Consider the following 15,954-nt stretch of genomic DNA (forward strand, 5'->3'; position numbering starts at 1 on the left):
TGTCTCCGGCGACGCCGGTCTATGTGTTGCTGGTGCCCCAGTCGTCCTGTGCCGCACCGTTCGTGTTCCTGTCCCGCAGGGAGCGCACCCGCTGAGTCACCGACTCGGGAACCCGCTCGCCCACCTTCTCGCTGACCACGTGGTACGCCTTGCCCGCGAACTGGCGGCCCTGCTGGGCGGCCGACTCGGCGGTGTTGCGGACCGCGGGGTTCTGGGACACCTGACGTGCCGACTTCTTCAGCTGTTCGTAACGTTCCCGTCCGGCCCGGGTGCCCAGCACGTAACCCAGTGCCAGCCCGGTGACGAACGTGAGCTTGTAGCGCATGGCGGAGCCACCCTTCCGTCGTGCAGAAGTACCGATTGGCGGAGCACCCCCCTGCTTGCGCTAATGTATGTGTCGCAGCGAACGCCCGCCCCCTGGCGACTACCCAGGGAGCTACGTTCGATGCAACCGAGGCATTCCTCCGTAGCTCAATTGGCAGAGCAGCCGGCTGTTAACCGGCAGGTTACTGGTTCGAGTCCAGTCGGGGGAGCTTCGATCTTCCGTAGCTCAATTGGCAGAGCAGCCGGCTGTTAACCGGCAGGTTACTGGTTCGAGTCCAGTCGGGAGAGCACGTTGAAAAAGGACCCCCGAAGGGGTCCTTTTTTCATGTGATCACCCTTGCCCCGGGAACCGTGCAGGTCACAGCGGAGTCCTTCAGGGCATGCGAAGTCGACCATCCGAAGCAGGAGATCGTATGAGCGGCTATGCTGCGGCAGACGGCGCGCACACGTGTACGCGACACGCCGCTATGGGGCGGTAGCTCAGCCGGTTAGAGCAGCGGACTCATAATCCGTCGGCCGTGGGTTCGAGTCCCACCCGCCCCACTCTTCGCTACGCGAGGAGAAACCTTCTGACCAGCAACTTAGCTGGGGGGCTGGGTCACTTGAGGGATCTTGGCGGCTCTAGTGGATCAAGGAATCATGATCCAGGGGCCAGCCAGGGGCCAGAGGGTCACGCCGCCTGCGCGGGGCCCTCATCAGGGGCCGAATCGTCCGCCTCGGGGGTTGCCGTGGAGTCCTCAGAGACCTCAGCCCCGTCCTGGTCCTTTTTCTTGGGGCTGGTCTTGCGCTCGGCGCGGGGCACCGTGGCGATGGTCGACTCCGCCTCGGCGGTCATCAGCTGGGGCAGGACGCTGGTGTACGTGTCCGACGTGATCTGACGGGAACTGTGGCCCAGACGCTCCTGCACCACCTTGATGTCGTTCTTCGCGAGTAGCGACAGAGTGGCGGAGATATGGCGCAGATCATGAAGGCGGACGGGCGGAAGCCCGGACAGCTCGACCAGCCTCTTGAAGCGCCGACTGATCCAGTCCGGGTGGTACGGCTCGCCGTTCTCCTGGGTGAAGACCCGGTCTGACTCGGTCCAAGCCTGCACACCGGACCACTGCGTCCGTTCCTTCTCCTGAGTGATCCGCCATTCGCGAAGCACCTCCACCGACTCCGCGCTCATGGAGATCGTGCGGACGCTGTCGGCCTTCGGCGGCTCGCCGTACAACAGGTACGCGACTTCGACGATCTGAGCAGAGACGCGGAGCCACCGGCTCGTCAGATGCACCTCCGGCCACGGCAGGGCGCACATCTCACCGCGTCGTGGGCCGAGAAAGATGAAGGTGTGCCACAGGGGGTAGAGCCGGTCGTCGCTCACGAAGTCGAGGAACTGGCCCGTTTGCTCCGGGGTCCAGACCATGACCGGGCCTGGCTTCTCGCCGGTCTGTCTCCACTGCTCGACCCGCTCTGGTGTCCACACCAGGGGCTTGGGCCGTTTGGCTGCTGGAAGTTCGACGAGCTGGGCCCAGTTGGTTGAGTACTCGCCTCGCCTGATGCCGAGGCCCAGGAATGAGCTGAGGGTGGCGTTGATCCGGTGCATCGTCGCGGCGCTGATGATCTTCCGCTTGCCTTTGCGGCCCTCCCGCAGCGCGGCGTTGGCATCCAGGTAGGCACGGCGTGCGACACGGCGCTCCTCCCTCTTGCCCGCGGCGCGCACCCAGGTCGTGTAGGCGGCGTCCCGAGCTTCCTGCAGTTCGAGCACCTTGGCGTGGTGGAGCAGCCGCTCGGCGTTCTGACGCTCAATCGCGTCGTACATGGCCTCGATGTGGCGCAGCCTGAGGTCGCGCCGCTTGACGTGACCGAGGTGCGGTTCGAGGTAGAGGTCGATGTGCTCCTCATAGCCGTGGCGCGTGGTACGGGCCAGGCTCCTCTTGCGCTTGAGCCAGGACCGCAGGTCTTCACCGACGGTCGTATCGCTGAGCACGTCGGTCCCGCCGAAAGCCTCGCGGTACACCTCGGTGGCCTTCTCCTTCGCCGCGTCCTTGGTCGCGAACCCGCCCCGCCGCGCGCGTTGCCGCTTGCCGCCCTCACCGGGATCTACGTCGAAGGCGAAGTACCACGTCCCGTGGCCCTTGCTCGTGAGCTTGGGGCAGGTCTGGCCGATGTCCTTCATCTTCCGTGAACCGTCGGTCTTGAATATGGGCTTCCCGGCGTCGTCTGTCGCCGGCGCCTTGCACTGGCAGCGTTTGAAATAGCTGATGTCTGACACGCTTCTCCCCGCGTGGTGGCATGTGGATCTTCTGTGTCGGTCCTTGTCGAACCAATGTCTATCTTGCCCCAACACTCCAGTGTTGGCGTATCCTTATGGCATGTTGGCGTGGGGGAGATCGCGACAACGGGAATGACAACGAAGGACGCTTCTGCAGCTACGGACTCCGGGGCCAGCCCGATGACCCGGGAAGAACTGCTCGCGCTCCCGACGACGGTGAACGTCACGACGGCTGCTCGGGCGATGGGGATCGGCGCGCACAAGGCTTACAACTTGATCAAGAACGGGTCATTCCCTGTGCCGACACTCCTTCTGGGCGGCACGGTGAGGGTCCCTACCGCAGCACTCTGGCACGTTCTGGGGGTGAAGCCCCCGGAGTAGTGACCTGCGTAGCCCTTGATCAGCCGGTCCTCTCGGTTCATAGTCACGGCACAGGTGCTGTGACTTAGGATTCGGGCGGTTGCAGGGCGTATGAGATGAGAACGGACCACCGCATGCCACGGCTCTACGGTTTCGACGATCAGTCGCGTCAGCGGCTGCGTGATGACGAAGTGGACCCGCTGCGCCAGATGGTCAGCCGGGCGCTGGTCGACCTCACTGTGTCCAATGCAGACGTTGCTGTCTGGGCGAATGGACAGGGCTACCGGGGGACGCTCGGCGGAGAGTGGAAGGACGCCTCGGTCGGACGGCTCTTCCGTAACCCGGCGATCGCAGGGCTGCGCTACGACGACGATGGACAGCTCGTCGACGCCGGCCACCTGGGCGTTATTACTCGCGAGGAGTTCGAGGCGCTGCTCGAGCGCGAGCAGCACCGGAAGCTGGGCGACGCAGACGTGCCGTACGACTACCTGTTGACCGATGGCGGGTGCACCTGTGGCCAGTGCACTCATGCGCTTCAGGGTGCACGGACCAATGCGGGAACCCCTGGTTATCGCTGTCGCCCGAAGGACAAGGAGGGGCGAGGCGGTTGCGGTGAAGTCCGTATCGATGCGGAACTGCTGGAGAGTCACGTCGGTGAGTACGTCGTGGCAGAGCTCCTCAAGCCCGGTGTCCGAGCCCAGATCCTCAAGGCCCAAGAGGCTGTGCGGAAGCTGGTGAAGAGCCTTGACCTTGACATCAAGGACCTGGAAGCGCGTCGGACTGAGGTCGGAACCCTGTACGGAGCGCGTCAGATCAGCAAGGCTGCGCTCGTGGCGGCTGAGAAGGAGATCGCCGACAGCCTCAAGTCCGCTCGATCCCGGAAGCGGTACTCGGATCAGATGGCGAGCTTCTCACTGGGGCGGGCGAAGGATCTGGTGAGGTGGTGGAACTCTGCGCCAACCGCATCGAAGAGGGCCATCACCACGCTGCTCTTGGAGGGCGTTGAGGTCTTCCCAGCGAGCGCCCGCGGTGTTCGCACCTTGGAGCCAGGGCGTGTTGTCCTCCGCTGGCGCAAGCTGGCCGACCTCTCAGCTGAGTCAGACGATGCGGGCGGCGAGCCGCCTGCCGATCATCGCCATGGTCAGTCCGGTGATTAGTGTGATCACGGAGAGCCCCGCCAGAAGGGGCGAGATGATCTCTTCCGTCTCCAGACTCCAAGGGTGGCCAAGGTAGTTGGCCACCAGGTATGAGCCCTTGCTGGCGGCGTAGCCAACTCCGAGAAGCGCCGACACCGTAGAAAGCCCCAGCCCGCGAGCCGACCAGGAATGCCCCCTTCGCCTGGCGACGAGCGCCATCCCAGAGCACAGGAACGCGATCTCGCCGCACGTGATGGCGGCGTAGCCGAGGTAGACCAGCAGGTAAACGGTGACGCCGGGGACGTTGGCGTATTCGGTCGTGAACTCGATCCCCTCCGCGGTGGTGTAGGCGAAGAGCGGCAGCATGGCTGCAAGGACGCACGCCGCGAAGGCGATACGCGCGTAGAGGCTGGCCTTCAGTACGTCCTGGTTGTACGACCAATCCACGAGCATGAGTTGAAGGCTGCCGCACCACAGGACCGCGCAGATGTGGGCGCCGATCTTTGCCGCGTTGTTCATTCCGGTCGCAGACTCGACCAGGCTCTCAATCGCTGGTACAGCCAAGAGCACGCCTAACGTGCAGACGCCGAAGGCCGCTGCCCGGGTGGATCGAGCGATGCGGTACTCGATTTGGTCCCGATGGCGCCATGCCTCGCGAGCGGAGAGCAAGGTGCCCGCTAAGCCGAACAGGGCGCACAGTCCGAAGACGATGCCGTCCATGTAGTTCAGTTTCCTTCCAGATCAGAGACCGCGCGTTCGGCTGCTTCGGTGAAGCTGAGGCGCCTGCGCCGACCTGGCCGCGGTGGTTCAGCTACAGGGGGGAGAGGTTCGGGCACCTCTGGCACGGTGAGATCGCTGCGCCCATGTCGCAGCCGGATCTCACGTGCGGCCTCCAATAGTTCAGCGGCGCCGGCTTCACCCAGGTCGTGAATGAGCCGGAGCGCCTCGCGGGCGTCTTGGTGTTCTTCGTAGACGGTCAGGGAGGTCAGACCGTTGTAACCGGAGAGTAGGTAAGCTACCGGACCATCGAATGCCCTTGCGAGTCCGGCCAATTGGGAACTCTTGGGGTCAGACTTCACGCCGTTCAGAAGATCGTTGATGACCTGATGAGTCATCACCGGCTTGCCCCCGGGCGTCGCTGCTGTCGCACTGGCCAGGTTGCGAGTACTGGGTGTTTTCCCTTCCCTCGCCCGTTTCCTGCCGAGCAGTACAGCGAGCTTGCTGGAAAGAGGGGTGTCCGGGCCGAGCGGCATAGGACGGCGGCTCCTCGGTGAGTAGCGGGCCCGGTTGGGCGGTAGTGGCAAGGCGTGGTGCATGCCAAGTATCAGGGGTGACACAGGGAACGGTCTAATGTCTAGGTTGGTTGACATTGCAAGAGGGCTCCAGCAAGATCGGTAGCCAGCAGTCATAGAAAGCGCACTCAGCGTGCGGGTCGCCGCCCCACTTCCACCTCTCAGGCTGTGAGAATCGCGTCCGGCGCCCTTTGGTGTCTGATGTGTGCCTCCATCACGGCTGTGTAGGGATCTAAGCGACCACGTTTGCCGCGGGGGACGAACGGCTGAACGCGGGGAGGGTACGGGTGGGGATCGAGCTGGACCGAGTGCTAGCCCGATTGGAAGAGTCGGGCGGCGTGGAGAACGTCGCCCTGGATGAGGGGACGGCGCTCGTTGCGCTCGGCGCGCTGGCCATTGTTGACCCGAAACGGGTCGGGTGTGGCTTGCAGCAGTCGGATGCGCCCGCCGCGGGCTGACCTGCGCGGAAAGTCGAACGCGGATCCGTCGTGGGTCCGCGTTTTGGCGTCTGACCTGCAGAAACTTATCGAAAAATTGTGGACGCTTCTTCTAAATGCATATAGAATAGAACCAGAAGGAAGGGGGAAGCCCGAGCCCCCACTGACCGCTTGGAGACCGAAATGACGCACAAGTACGCCACCCTGAAGATGCGCCAGATCCACCGCAACCCGCACCAGCCCCGTAAGGCCTTCACCGAGGACGCGCTGAACGAGCTGGCCGAGTCGATCAAGGAGCACGGCCTCCTTCAGCCGATCGTCGTCCGGAAGGTGGCGGAGGGCTACGAGCTCGTTGCCGGCGAGCGCCGCTTCCGCGCCAACGAACTCGCGGACAACATCACCATCGAGGCGAAGATCCTTCTGCCCGAGGGCGAGTCCGAGATCAGCGACATGGACTCCTTCAAGAAGGCGATGGCCGAGAACCTGAACCGCGAGGACATGCTTCCGCTGGAGGAGGCGCGCGGCTTCAAGAAGGTCCTGGACGACGAGTACGACGGTGACCCTGCCTGCGTCCCCAAGGTCGCCAAGACCTTTTCCAAGTCGGTCCAGTTCGTCAACCAGCGGCTGGCCCTGCTCGCCCTGCGCCCCGAGATCCAGGCGGCCGTCGACCTCGGGCACATCGGTACCCAGGCAGCCGTCCAGATCGCCGCGCTGTCGAGGGAGAACCAGAAGGCGGTCTTCCAGGACTGGAAGAAGGGCGACAAGAACGACAATCAGCTCGTCCACATCGCCTACGCCATGCGCAAGCAGGAGAAGGCGGCCACGCAGGCCTCCATGGTCGACGTCGACGAGATGACCCCCGAGGAGAAGGCCGAGCGGAGCCGCGCGCAGGCCAAGACCAAGAGCGACCTCGACGCCATCGAGGGGATGTGGGCGCTGTTGGACAGCATTGGAAAGGCGGACCCCATGGAGCTGGCCCGCACTCTGGCGGGGGAGGTCGGCAAGCGGCTTGAGCAGATGGACCGGGTCGCGGACGTCGTGCAGAGGGCCCGCTTCCAGCTCCGCCAGGCGAAAGCGCACGCCGACGCCAGCGAGATCATGGTCAACCCCGCCGCCGCGGCACCCGACCTGATGGCCGACGCCGACGCCGTTCTCGCCCAGCTGGACCCGGCTGCGGGCGACGCCGAGCCGGAGACGCAGGCCGAGCCCGCCTCGGACGCCGACGCCGACGCGGAGACCGGGGCCGCTCTGGCCGCCGATGTGGAGCCCGAGGGCCCGGCGGAGCAGGAGGGGGACGACACCGAGACCGAGGCGGCGGCCGAGCCGGGCGCCGTCGCAGCTTGACCTGTCCATCCCGGGGCGGCCCCCAGCGGGCCGCCCCCTTCCCTATGGAGCCCCACAGTGATGAACGACATCAGGGCTATGCGCAGCATCAACCGCAACCTGTTCGACGTGCCGGTCTCCGCCAACGCCCTTGAGGAGTACGACCCCGACGTGGCTCAGCTCGTCCGCGAGGCTGCGGCGCACCTGTTCAAGGCGCGTCGTGACAATGAGGGGACGGCGCTGAACGAGGCGTACAACCTCACGCTGCTCGCGGCCGCCGGCCTCATGGAAAGCGCCGGGAGTTCGGTGTACGTGCGCACCCACCTCATGGTCACGGCCCGCCTGGTCGAGCTCGAAGCGGCGCTGCTCGCCGCCGAGGCCAAGGCTGCCAGGGAGTGAGGGAGCTTCACCTGCAAGGCCGATGGTGGTCCGGCAGGGGCTGTTCTTCACGGACGGGCCGACAGCCCACGGCGCAGAGCCCCTCGACGGGTTCGAGTACGGCGCTGCGTCATAGGCAAAAATAGATCCCAACACTGACGCGTGGTACGGTCTATCTCGTTGGTGGGGACGGCCTCAGCCGAGGAACCGGCTCACCAACGTGCCGTGGCATGCGGCACTCCCCTTCGGTGCCTGGCGGGTGGCCAATCCCCCGCGCCCTACCCGCCAGGCACCGGCCCCGCGCCTGAGCGGAGCCGCCGGAGCGCCGCCAAGATCCACGATCACGACCGGACCCGTCCCCGCCTCACGCCGGGGGCGGGTCCCCGTGCACTCAGGAGTGCCATGAACACAGAGGACTTCGCCGGGCACCCAGAGGACCGCGAGCTGTACGAACGTCTCCTCGTCGAGCGGGACGGGAAGCCGATCAGGGCCCTCGCTGAACGTGACCCGGGCCTCGAAGTACCAGGAGACCCCGATCCGGACGCAGCCCGGCACCTCACGGAACCCGAAGCAGCCGCAACTCCCCGACGACGAAAGCGACATGGAGCATGACCGCCAAGCAGGCACCGCCCGCAGAACCGGACCGTCGGACACCTCCCGTACCTGGCGCGGAGTGGTGCCGATCCTGTGCTTCCTGGTGCCTGCCTACCGGCATCTGCGGCTGCAACAACCGATGATGCACACCCTCCTCCGCCTTGCCGCCGACGCGATGGCCGTCCTGCTCATGGCGGCCATTGCTGTTGTCGCCTGGGTCGTTGTACAGCTCGGCGGCGGTGGGGTCCTTCTTGCCAGCCTCTTGGCATTCCCCGCCTGCGGGCTGGTGGCCGCCGCCATCCATCACGTTCACCGATGGGTGGGCAGTCGGCGACGAACGGACCAGCTGAACCCTCGCCCTGGCGACCGCCGCGACCCAGCGTGATCGTCTAGTCTGAACTGGCTGTAGGGCGCGGGGAACGGCCTACACAAGGGACGCCCAGTGACCCCGACGCCCGTCAACATCCCCGACCTGCTCCTGCCGCTCGCCATTCCTACCGAGGACCTCGTTCCGTACTACCGGAACCCGCGCAACGGTGACCTCCCCTCGATCGCCGAATCGCTGACCGTCAACGGCCAGTACCGCGCGATCGTCGTCAACAAGGGCACCCACACGGGACGCCGCAACGAGATCCTGGCCGGCAACCACACGTACGCGGCTGCCCAGCAGCTCGGCTGGGAACAGATCGCCGTCACCTGGGTCGACGTCGATGACGACGCGGCGGCCCGCATCGTCATCGTCGACAACCGGACCAACGACCTCGCCGGATACGACAGCGTGCTCCTGGCCGAGATCCTCTCCGAGATCCCGGACCTGGCCGGTACCGGCTATGACCGCGAGAGCGTAGACCGGCTCCTCGACGACACCTCCCTTCCCGAGACGCTGGAACTCACCTCTGACGGCGCGGGCACCGGTGCCGCAGCCACCGTCGACTACCTCCAATGGGGCTACCTCCAGTGGGAGTCCAAGCGGGTCCGGATCACCTCCGAAGAGGTCGAAGCCCTCAACGCCATCTACACGAAGTTCGTGGACGACACCAACAGTGACCTCGGCTTCGGCTGGCACGTCTTGCAGCAGGCCCACGAGGAGGGCGAGGCGGCGTGAGCAGTGCCCCCACCACGACGTTCTACGAGGCGTACCCGCTCGATCGACTTCGCCCTGCCGACTACAACCCGCGCCGTCTCAGCGAGGAGGCGTTCGTCAGGCTCCAGGCACCCCTGCGCCGCCACGGTGTCGTGAAGCCCGTCATCCTCAACGCCGACGGCACGCTCGTCGCAGGCCACCAGAGAACCAAGGGCCTCCAAGCCATCGGCCTGACGCACACGCCCGCGGTCATGCTGGGCACGAAGGTCAGGTTGCAGGACGAGATCCAGTTCAACCTGCTGCACAACCGGGTCGAGACCGAGGCCAGCGTCGTCTACGCCGAGCCCGGCGTCATCGGCGCCTGGTCGTGGATTCCGTGGCAGTCCATCCGGGTGGCAGAACGGAAGAACCTCTCGTTCGTCAACGCCATCGGACACATGACCGCCGGCCATGGCCCCTGGGGGAGCGTGGTCATCGACGACCAAGGCCGCATCGTCCTCAACGCCGAATACGCCGTCGTCGCCTCCATCAACCGCTTCGACCTCCTCGCCTGGACCGTCACGTCCGCCGACGCCGCCCAACTCCACGCCGATCTCACCGGCGAGTACGGCGTCTACGACTGGACCGCCATCGAGAGCAAGGCCCCGGTGTGGAACCAGCACATCGTGCAGCCCAAGAGGCTCCGCAAGTTCTCCTCCAAGGCCAAGGCCGGAAAGCTTGCCTACGGCTCCGAGACCTGGGACCAACTGGTCACGCCCTGGCTCAAGCCCACCCACCGGGTCGTGGACTTCGGCGCCGGGTACGGCGACTACGCCAAGCACCTGCGCGCCATGGGCTTCAACATCCACGACTACGAGCCCTACCGCTGCCGAGACGGCTCGTACGCCGTCGACATCCGCGCCGTCGTCGGCATGATCCGCGACATCGACAAGGACATCCAGGCCAACGGCCTCTACGACGTGGTGGTCCTCGACTCCGTCATCAACGCCACCACCACCCTCGACTACCAGCACTGGGTGATGACCACCGTCAACGCCCTCTGCGCGGCGGACGGCGTCGTATGCCTCGGCACCCGCAACCTCGCCCGCGAACTCAGGGACGAGCAAGCCAAGCGGGTCACCTCCCAGACAGCCACCACGAAAATGAGCTTCCTCGACGCGGACAACGTCGAGATGAACTTCGTCAAGGGGAAATGGCAGAAGCTGCGTTTCCACACCCCCGAGACCCTGGAGCCGCTGCTCCGCCGCTACTTCGAGGACGTGCAAGTCACCGACCTCAGTGGCTCCAACATCAAGGCCACCTGTCGACGCCCCATCGCGCTCCCCAAGGAGGAATACGAGAAGGCATTCGAAGAAGAATTCAACATGCCTTACCCGAATGGCTTCCGGCATGACAGGCATCTGGAATTGGTGGGAAATTTGATAAAATTGGTAGTAGAGAGAAATGAATCTCTCGCCAATTGAAGCGGGTAAATGGGGAGCGGATGTCGCAGCGAATACAGGTCCAAATTGAATCACGAACTCGGTACCACATCATGTGGCTGGCAGGCGTGCGGCACGTAGCCCTCGACCAACACTGCCTGCGCAGCTTCGGCCAGCCCGACCGCCCTCGGCTCGACATCTACAGTCGGCACCAGACTCTCGAACTCCCCGAGGACAACCCGCCGCTGGCCTGGTACTTGTGCGCGCTGCCCAACCCATGGAACTGGGCCGCGAACGCGCACCTTGCCTTCGAGCCTGCTCCCGGCGAGCACTGGGAAGGCCCGGCATTGGTGCCGGGCCTTCTTGTCAGCCTCGACAACGCTCGCCCCATCATCGGATGGGGCGAGCACTCCATTCCCGAGAGTGCGCCGCTGCGTCGATCGACGCGCTACCGCTCGTGCCGCAACTACCAATTCGCCTGGTGGCTACGGCAGAACCGTAATGCGCCCGACGCTTCGTCCGAGTACGTGCTGCCTCGACGGCCAGGTGAAGGGGAGCAGATGTCCTTCATGTGAGTGGCACCGGGCCGGATGTCGAGTCCGGCCCGGGCTCGTCGGGATCCTCGTCTTCTTCGGCCTCATGCCTCCGGTCAGGCTCATCGTCATTGGGAGCAGGCGGTGCATCAAGGTGGCCTCCGCCCTTGATGGCGTCCAGGAAACGGAGCCACGCCTCGTACACGCGGCGTAGATCGTCCAGCAGGCGCTCAAGGAACATCATGAACAAGGCCGGCGGGCCGAAAATTGCCACAAGGGCCGGAATGAGCTTGTCTTCCACGGTTCGGCATTACCTCTCGAACAGGGCCGAACGCGTGACAGGCACGCTCAGTTCGGCCACGGACTGTGGCTGAACTGAGATTCGTGCCGACGCTGAAACTCAGGTACTGCTGGTACTGCCGTCCTGCCCGTAAGGTCGAGCCCCAGAGGGTGCCCGCAGCGGCCTTCCTTGTCTTGCAGGGCCCGGTTTCACTATGCCGAGACAATATGAGTTAGCGACGAGAGTCGTCGGACTCCGGCGCCTCGCTCATCCTGCGTCTTTTACGCTAGTGGAAGGAATTCAACCGGCGTTGACCTTGCAGAGGGCTTCACTCGATCGAGTGATGTTGTGGCAGTTCCCTTGCACGCAGGTGAGGCCGAACGCATCCCTTTGATGGGATCATGGTTTCCGGGCGCGGGGGTGCACCCGAGCTGTGAAGGACCCCCGCCGTGGGACGCCCCGACAAAGCCGCGCGTGCGGCCATCGCGCGCCGCCGCTCGGACGCCATCGATCTACGCCTCGCCGGCGTGGACTGGCTGACGATCGCCCGCAAGCTCGCCGCCGACCCGACCGTCAACTCCGACGGGATCGCCTACCCGCAGGGCTACGGAGTCGAGCGGTACCGCAAGAACCAAGACCCGCCCACCAACGGGGCCCTGATTCATGCCGCCTGCCGGGACGTCCGCACCGCACTCGCCGACCGCCGCGCCGAACTCAACGACGACGTAGATGAGTTGCGCGCAATGGAATCCGACCGCCTCGACCGGCTGTTCTTCGTCGCCTACAAGAAGGCCGTCCGGGACCAGGACCTTGCTGCCATCGACCGCACCCTGCGGATCATGGAGCGCCGCGCACGACTGCTCGGCCTCGACATGCCTGTCCGTGCGGAACTGTCCGGCCCGGACGGCGGACCGGTCCAGGTCGAGAGCGTGACCGTCGACGAACTCGACGCCCTGATCGCGCTCACCGATCCGGACGGCAAATGACCCCGCGCGACCACGAAAGCGTCATAGCCCACTACAAGACCCGTCCGCCAGCGCAGCGGCGGTCCATCGTGCGAGCGGCATCTCCCACGCTGCGGGCCGAGTTGGCGCGCGTCGAACGCCAACTCGCCATGGACCGCTCGCCTGGTGCACTCGCAGCCGTCCTCACCAGCGGACGTGAGATGCAAGCCCCGCACCTGGATCTCATCGACCAGGCGTTCATCGACATGGCCGCAGGCCGATGCGACCGCGTCATGCTGACCATGCCCCCGCGGCACGGCAAGAGCCGACGGGCCTCCCGCTGGGCGCCTCTCTGGTACCTGCGGCGCAACCCCGGCCATCGCATGATGATCGCCAGCTACTCCGCCGACCTGGCCGACGACCACGGCCGGTGGATCAGGGACGCCATCAACACCTGGGGCGACGACCTCGGGATCCAACTCAAGCCAGGAAGCCAGGCCGCCAACCGCTTCGACATCGTCGGCGGCGAAGGCGGCCTCCTCGCGGCCGGTATCGGCGGTGGCCTCACCGGACGCGGCGCACACATCGCCATCGTCGACGACCCGGTCAAGGACATGGCGGACGCCGACAGCCCCACCATGCGCAAGCGCGCCTGGGACTGGTGGACCTCCGTACTGCAGACCCGACTCGAACCAGTCGGCGCTATCTGCCTCATCCAGACCCGCTGGCACGAAGACGACCTCGCCGGACGCATCCTCGCCACCGAGCGCGACGCCTGGCGGGTCATCGACCTGCCCGCCATCGCCGACAGCCTCGACGACCCGCTCGGCCGCGCTCCGGGCGAGGCGCTGTGGCCCGAACGCTTCGACGTCACCCACCACACCAAGACTCGTAAGCGAGTCGGCGAACGCGTCTGGGCTGCCCTCTACTTGCAGAAGCCCCGTCCGCCGGAGGGGGGCGTCTGGCGGCGGGAGTGGATAGAGACCGCCCGTATCAACGCCGTCCAGTTCTCCGGCCTCGACATGGCGCGCATCGTCGTCGCCGTCGACCCCGCCGGCGGAGAGTCCACGGTCGGCGACGAGACGGGCGTCATCGGCGTCGGCCGCGACTTCGACCGGCAGCTGTACGTCCTGGCTGACCGATCCGGATCGATGGGCGCCAACGACTGGGGCCTGGCCGCATGCCGTCTCGCACTCGAACTCAAGGCCGACGCGATCGTGGTCGAGAAGAACTACGGCGGAGACATGGCGCGGCAGATCGTCACCCAGGCATGGGAGCAGCTGCGCCGCGAGGGCGTCACCAAGGGGCTCCTCATGCCCATGATCCTGGAGGTCACCGCCAAGGTCGGCAAACGCCTGCGGGCCGCCCCCGTGGCCCAGCTGTACGAACAGCGGCTCGTACACCACGTCGGCGAATACCCCGAGTTGGAAGGCCAGATGGTCACCTGGGTCGAGGGAATGGACAGCCCCGACCGCATGGACGCCGCCGTGCACGGACTGACGGAGCTGGCCGACCCCGACCAGCTCGACACTCTGCCCGCCGACACAGATGACGACCGCTTCGACGGCCGCCGCTGAACTGGTGAGGGCAGACGCACGACCGACAACGGCCCCAAGAGGAAATGGCCCAGGGCGTATCGGTCCCCAGCGGCCCGCATGGGGCCTGCCGGCCTACGGGCTGGTCCTCGCCGCGCGCAGCACTCCGCCAGTGACCAGGTGTTGTCGTGTCCTGGGCCTCTGGGAACGTCGACGATGTCAGCCGCAGTCCGGCGCCGCCATCGCCGTGGTGACGCGGTGGGTTACCTGCGCCGTAACTGCCCAGTGAGCCCTACGAGAGAAGGCGTTTCGTCTACGCCAAACACTGCACCCTCCGTACGCTGGCGAGTACTGTGAGCATGTCGACTAACGGGGGGTGGGCCCTATTCCCAGATCTGGGGGGCCGAGGTGGTGGAGTCGCTCTCGTCATGCATCGGAGATAGGGCACGCCCGCCCTCTGCATTTTGATCGGAACATTAAGTCCGATCCTGTGGATGAGGCTTTGCTCGCACAGGCATATATCCGCATCCACCGGGATCTTCTCCAACTTGGTTCGTCTGCTTTCACGAAGGCGGAGCTTGCCGAGGCCCTGATGCAGCACATGACCAGTGCACCATCGATCGAGAGCACGGCCCTGCTCGATGCCCTGCATGACCTGGGATTCATCATCAGCCTGCCAACGCCTGGAGCACTAGATTCAGTTGAGATCATCCAATTGGCGAGGCAGATCATTGACCGGATGGAGTCTCCGGCCCGGGTAGACGACCTCGAGAGTGCCGACGGCGAGGCCGCGAACACCGCAGCCAAGCACGAATCGGAGTCCACCGTCAGCGGGAGTTTCGCGCGCGGAACGAGGGTGTATCCACGCGCGGATATCGATCTGCTTGTCCAGCCTGTCGATCATGAGGAACTCGAAGTAGACGCCGCCGAGCAGTCGATCGAACGCTCCTTGGCCGCGCTTTTCCTACGTCTTGGACCGCCGCCGGAACCGACAGAACTCGACTACTCGCCAGCAGGAAGCGGCGACGGAGGGGCGCATCAGTGAGCGTAGAGAACAGCAGCACGTCGCCGATGCGGCGCGACGATGATCCGCTGGTCTCTGCTGGACTGGAGATCGCCATGAAATGGGGAGCGGCTCTTGGCGGACCGGACCAACTCAAGGTGGCCCTTGAAGCCCTCGAACCACAGTTGAAGCGTGAACACCAAATACGTCTAAGGCAGTTGGACGCACAGAGGCAGGCTGCTGAGAGGAAGGCCCGCTCAGAGCGGGAGGTGCGCCAGCACAGGTTTCGGATGGCCAGTCTGATAGTCGGCGGTCTCATGAGTATCGCTATGTTGGGGGCGGGCGTTTATGTGGCGCGGGACGTCTGGTGGTTGGCCATGGTGCTTTGTGGACCGAGCCTGATCGCTATTCTCAAGATCGTTGTCCTGCGCCGCAGTGAAGCGTCGGATATGACGGCCGTCGCCGCCGCTGCGAGAGGGGCCACGAACGCCGCCGCGCAGGCCCAGCCCCCTATCTGACCGACCTGAGTCGTCCTACCGCTGCCACGTTGTTGTCCGCCACCGCACCACCCGATCCGATCTGAGGTGGCCACGTCGACATGGTCCCAGTCCTCCAGGCAGGCGCGGCGGGGGAACGCGGCGGCCGCCGCCCTCATCGGGCGGATAGACGACCACGGGCCTTGGTGTGGACCAGTTCGATCCTGAGAGTGAGATCGCGTAGGGAATGTCAGCTGTGGGCCAATCACCCGGCAAGTTGCTGTGCATGACGAATTCTTCGACATCGAACCTTCAGCTGCTCGGTAATTTCCGGTCCCGAGGCGCTGTGAACTGCGGAAGCCCGACGTAGAAGACGTCTCGTAGGCTGGAGGCGCGGCGCGGGGCCGACTGCCGGAGGGGCACTGTGGGCCTGCGCGAGCTGATCACCGACGTCTGGAGCTGGCTGGACTACAAGCCAGCCATGGCCGACCCGCGCCGACCAGGCCGTAACACCTGGGCGGAACTGACCCGATCCTGGGTGCCAGACGAGGACCTGCGACGCCTGGCCGCCTACCGGCTG

General features: G+C 65.4%; 17 protein-coding genes and 3 tRNA genes. 15 read left to right on the forward strand and 5 right to left on the reverse strand.

Translation table 11 applies throughout. The features are described from left to right. Window positions 1-19: 19 nt before the first annotated feature. Window positions 20-325, reverse strand: a complete 306-nt coding sequence (locus tag QF037_RS31405; protein ID WP_307030964.1) for a YtxH domain-containing protein — start codon at window positions 323-325, stop codon at window positions 20-22. A 135-nt stretch (window positions 326-460) separates the two neighbouring features. On the opposite strand from QF037_RS31405, the gene QF037_RS31410 reads away from it, so the two are divergent. The 3 genes from QF037_RS31410 to QF037_RS31420 all read left to right on the forward strand — a co-directional run bounded on the left by QF037_RS31410 (window position 461) and on the right by QF037_RS31420 (window position 867). Next, window positions 461-533, forward strand: a tRNA-Asn gene (locus tag QF037_RS31410). A 6-nt stretch (window positions 534-539) separates the two neighbouring features. Continuing rightward, window positions 540-612 (forward strand) — tRNA-Asn (locus QF037_RS31415). Between the two features lie 181 nt (window positions 613-793). Then, window positions 794-867 (forward strand) — tRNA-Ile (locus QF037_RS31420). Between the two features lie 127 nt (window positions 868-994). On the opposite strand, the gene QF037_RS31425 is transcribed toward QF037_RS31420, so the two are convergent. Further along, window positions 995-2,482 carry a tyrosine-type recombinase/integrase gene (locus tag QF037_RS31425; RefSeq protein ID WP_307030966.1) on the reverse strand — a complete coding sequence of 496 codons (1,488 nt, stop codon included), beginning with the start codon at window positions 2,480-2,482 and terminating at the stop codon, window positions 995-997. Between the two features lie 590 nt (window positions 2,483-3,072). Between QF037_RS31425 and QF037_RS31430 the strand changes: the two genes are divergently transcribed. Continuing rightward, window positions 3,073-4,095 (forward strand): recombinase family protein, encoded by a 1,023-nt coding sequence (locus QF037_RS31430; protein WP_307030967.1) that lies wholly within the window; start codon window positions 3,073-3,075, stop codon window positions 4,093-4,095. On the opposite strand, the gene QF037_RS31435 is transcribed toward QF037_RS31430, so the two are convergent. Together QF037_RS31435 and QF037_RS31440 are read right to left on the reverse strand one after the other, a co-directional pair. Beyond that, complete coding sequence (locus QF037_RS31435) at window positions 4,036-4,794, reverse strand: hypothetical protein (RefSeq protein WP_307030970.1); 759 nt, start codon at window positions 4,792-4,794, stop codon at window positions 4,036-4,038. The genes QF037_RS31430 and QF037_RS31435 overlap by 60 nt on opposite strands. A gap of 5 nt (window positions 4,795-4,799) precedes the next feature. Continuing rightward, window positions 4,800-5,327, reverse strand: a complete 528-nt coding sequence (locus QF037_RS31440) for a hypothetical protein (protein WP_307030972.1) — start codon at window positions 5,325-5,327, stop codon at window positions 4,800-4,802. 326 nt (window positions 5,328-5,653) lie between these two features. Here QF037_RS31440 and QF037_RS31445 point away from each other — a divergent pair, with 326 nt between their 5' ends. From QF037_RS31445 to QF037_RS31475, 7 genes are all read left to right on the forward strand, one after another. Continuing rightward, window positions 5,654-5,824: a hypothetical protein gene (locus QF037_RS31445; protein ID WP_307030973.1), complete on the forward strand. Its 171-nt coding sequence runs from the start codon at window positions 5,654-5,656 to the stop codon at window positions 5,822-5,824. A gap of 162 nt (window positions 5,825-5,986) precedes the next feature. Beyond that, window positions 5,987-7,147 carry a ParB/RepB/Spo0J family partition protein gene (locus QF037_RS31450; protein WP_307030975.1) on the forward strand — a complete coding sequence of 387 codons (1,161 nt, stop codon included), beginning with the start codon at window positions 5,987-5,989 and terminating at the stop codon, window positions 7,145-7,147. Between the two features lie 60 nt (window positions 7,148-7,207). Next, on the forward strand, window positions 7,208-7,525 hold the full coding sequence (locus QF037_RS31455) for a hypothetical protein (protein ID WP_307030977.1): 318 nt from the start codon (window positions 7,208-7,210) through the stop codon (window positions 7,523-7,525). A 580-nt stretch (window positions 7,526-8,105) separates the two neighbouring features. After that, on the forward strand, window positions 8,106-8,483 hold the full coding sequence (locus tag QF037_RS31460; protein WP_307030980.1) for a hypothetical protein: 378 nt from the start codon (window positions 8,106-8,108) through the stop codon (window positions 8,481-8,483). Between the two features lie 57 nt (window positions 8,484-8,540). Further along, window positions 8,541-9,203, forward strand: coding sequence for a ParB/RepB/Spo0J family partition protein (locus QF037_RS31465; protein ID WP_307030982.1), 663 nt, complete (start codon window positions 8,541-8,543; stop codon window positions 9,201-9,203). Then, a complete protein-coding gene (locus QF037_RS31470) occupies window positions 9,200-10,645 on the forward strand; it encodes a methyltransferase domain-containing protein (protein ID WP_307030984.1) in 1,446 nt (481 codons plus the stop codon). The genes QF037_RS31465 and QF037_RS31470 overlap by 4 nt, the downstream gene beginning before the upstream one ends. A gap of 71 nt (window positions 10,646-10,716) precedes the next feature. Then, on the forward strand, window positions 10,717-11,178 hold the full coding sequence (locus tag QF037_RS31475; protein WP_307030985.1) for a hypothetical protein: 462 nt from the start codon (window positions 10,717-10,719) through the stop codon (window positions 11,176-11,178). Here the strand turns inward: QF037_RS31475 and QF037_RS31480 are convergent. After that, window positions 11,171-11,437 carry a hypothetical protein gene (locus QF037_RS31480; RefSeq protein ID WP_307030987.1) on the reverse strand — a complete coding sequence of 89 codons (267 nt, stop codon included), beginning with the start codon at window positions 11,435-11,437 and terminating at the stop codon, window positions 11,171-11,173. The two genes, QF037_RS31475 and QF037_RS31480, sit on opposite strands and share 8 nt — an antisense overlap. Before the next feature lie 428 nt (window positions 11,438-11,865). On the opposite strand from QF037_RS31480, the gene QF037_RS31485 reads away from it, so the two are divergent. From QF037_RS31485 to QF037_RS31500, 4 genes are all read left to right on the forward strand, one after another. Continuing rightward, window positions 11,866-12,402 (forward strand): hypothetical protein, encoded by a 537-nt coding sequence (locus QF037_RS31485; RefSeq protein ID WP_307030989.1) that lies wholly within the window; start codon window positions 11,866-11,868, stop codon window positions 12,400-12,402. Then, the gene (locus QF037_RS31490) at window positions 12,399-13,937 is read left to right on the forward strand and encodes a terminase large subunit domain-containing protein (protein ID WP_307030991.1); all 1,539 of its coding nucleotides are present in this window, start codon (window positions 12,399-12,401) and stop codon (window positions 13,935-13,937) included. Before QF037_RS31485 ends, QF037_RS31490 begins: the two co-directional genes overlap by 4 nt. 448 nt (window positions 13,938-14,385) lie before the next feature. Beyond that, a complete protein-coding gene (locus QF037_RS31495; protein ID WP_307030993.1) occupies window positions 14,386-14,940 on the forward strand; it encodes a hypothetical protein in 555 nt (184 codons plus the stop codon). Further along, on the forward strand, window positions 14,937-15,416 hold the full coding sequence (locus QF037_RS31500) for a hypothetical protein (RefSeq protein ID WP_307030995.1): 480 nt from the start codon (window positions 14,937-14,939) through the stop codon (window positions 15,414-15,416). Before QF037_RS31495 ends, QF037_RS31500 begins: the two co-directional genes overlap by 4 nt. The last annotated feature ends 538 nt before the right edge of the window (window positions 15,417-15,954 follow it).

The sequence above is a fragment of the Streptomyces canus genome (assembly GCF_030815415.1).
In the GTDB taxonomy this organism is placed as follows: domain Bacteria; phylum Actinomycetota; class Actinomycetes; order Streptomycetales; family Streptomycetaceae; genus Streptomyces; species Streptomyces canus_F.

What these genes read in the sequence shown, in the direction of transcription:
- QF037_RS31405 (WP_307030964.1), bottom strand. Translation starts at nt 325, where the DNA reads ATGCGCTACAAGCTCACGTTCGTCACCGGGCTGGCACTGGGTTACGTG.
- QF037_RS31425 (WP_307030966.1), bottom strand. Translation starts at nt 2,482, where the DNA reads ATGAAGGACATCGGCCAGACCTGCCCCAAGCTCACGAGCAAGGGCCAC.
- QF037_RS31430 (WP_307030967.1), top strand. Translation starts at nt 3,073, where the DNA reads ATGCCACGGCTCTACGGTTTCGACGATCAGTCGCGTCAGCGGCTGCGT.
- QF037_RS31435 (WP_307030970.1), bottom strand. Translation starts at nt 4,794, where the DNA reads ATGGACGGCATCGTCTTCGGACTGTGCGCCCTGTTCGGCTTAGCGGGC.
- QF037_RS31440 (WP_307030972.1), bottom strand. Translation starts at nt 5,327, where the DNA reads ATGCCGCTCGGCCCGGACACCCCTCTTTCCAGCAAGCTCGCTGTACTG.
- QF037_RS31450 (WP_307030975.1), top strand. Translation starts at nt 5,987, where the DNA reads ATGACGCACAAGTACGCCACCCTGAAGATGCGCCAGATCCACCGCAAC.
- QF037_RS31455 (WP_307030977.1), top strand. Translation starts at nt 7,208, where the DNA reads ATGAACGACATCAGGGCTATGCGCAGCATCAACCGCAACCTGTTCGAC.
- QF037_RS31460 (WP_307030980.1), top strand. Translation starts at nt 8,106, where the DNA reads ATGGAGCATGACCGCCAAGCAGGCACCGCCCGCAGAACCGGACCGTCG.
- QF037_RS31475 (WP_307030985.1), top strand. Translation starts at nt 10,717, where the DNA reads ATGTGGCTGGCAGGCGTGCGGCACGTAGCCCTCGACCAACACTGCCTG.
- QF037_RS31490 (WP_307030991.1), top strand. Translation starts at nt 12,399, where the DNA reads ATGACCCCGCGCGACCACGAAAGCGTCATAGCCCACTACAAGACCCGT.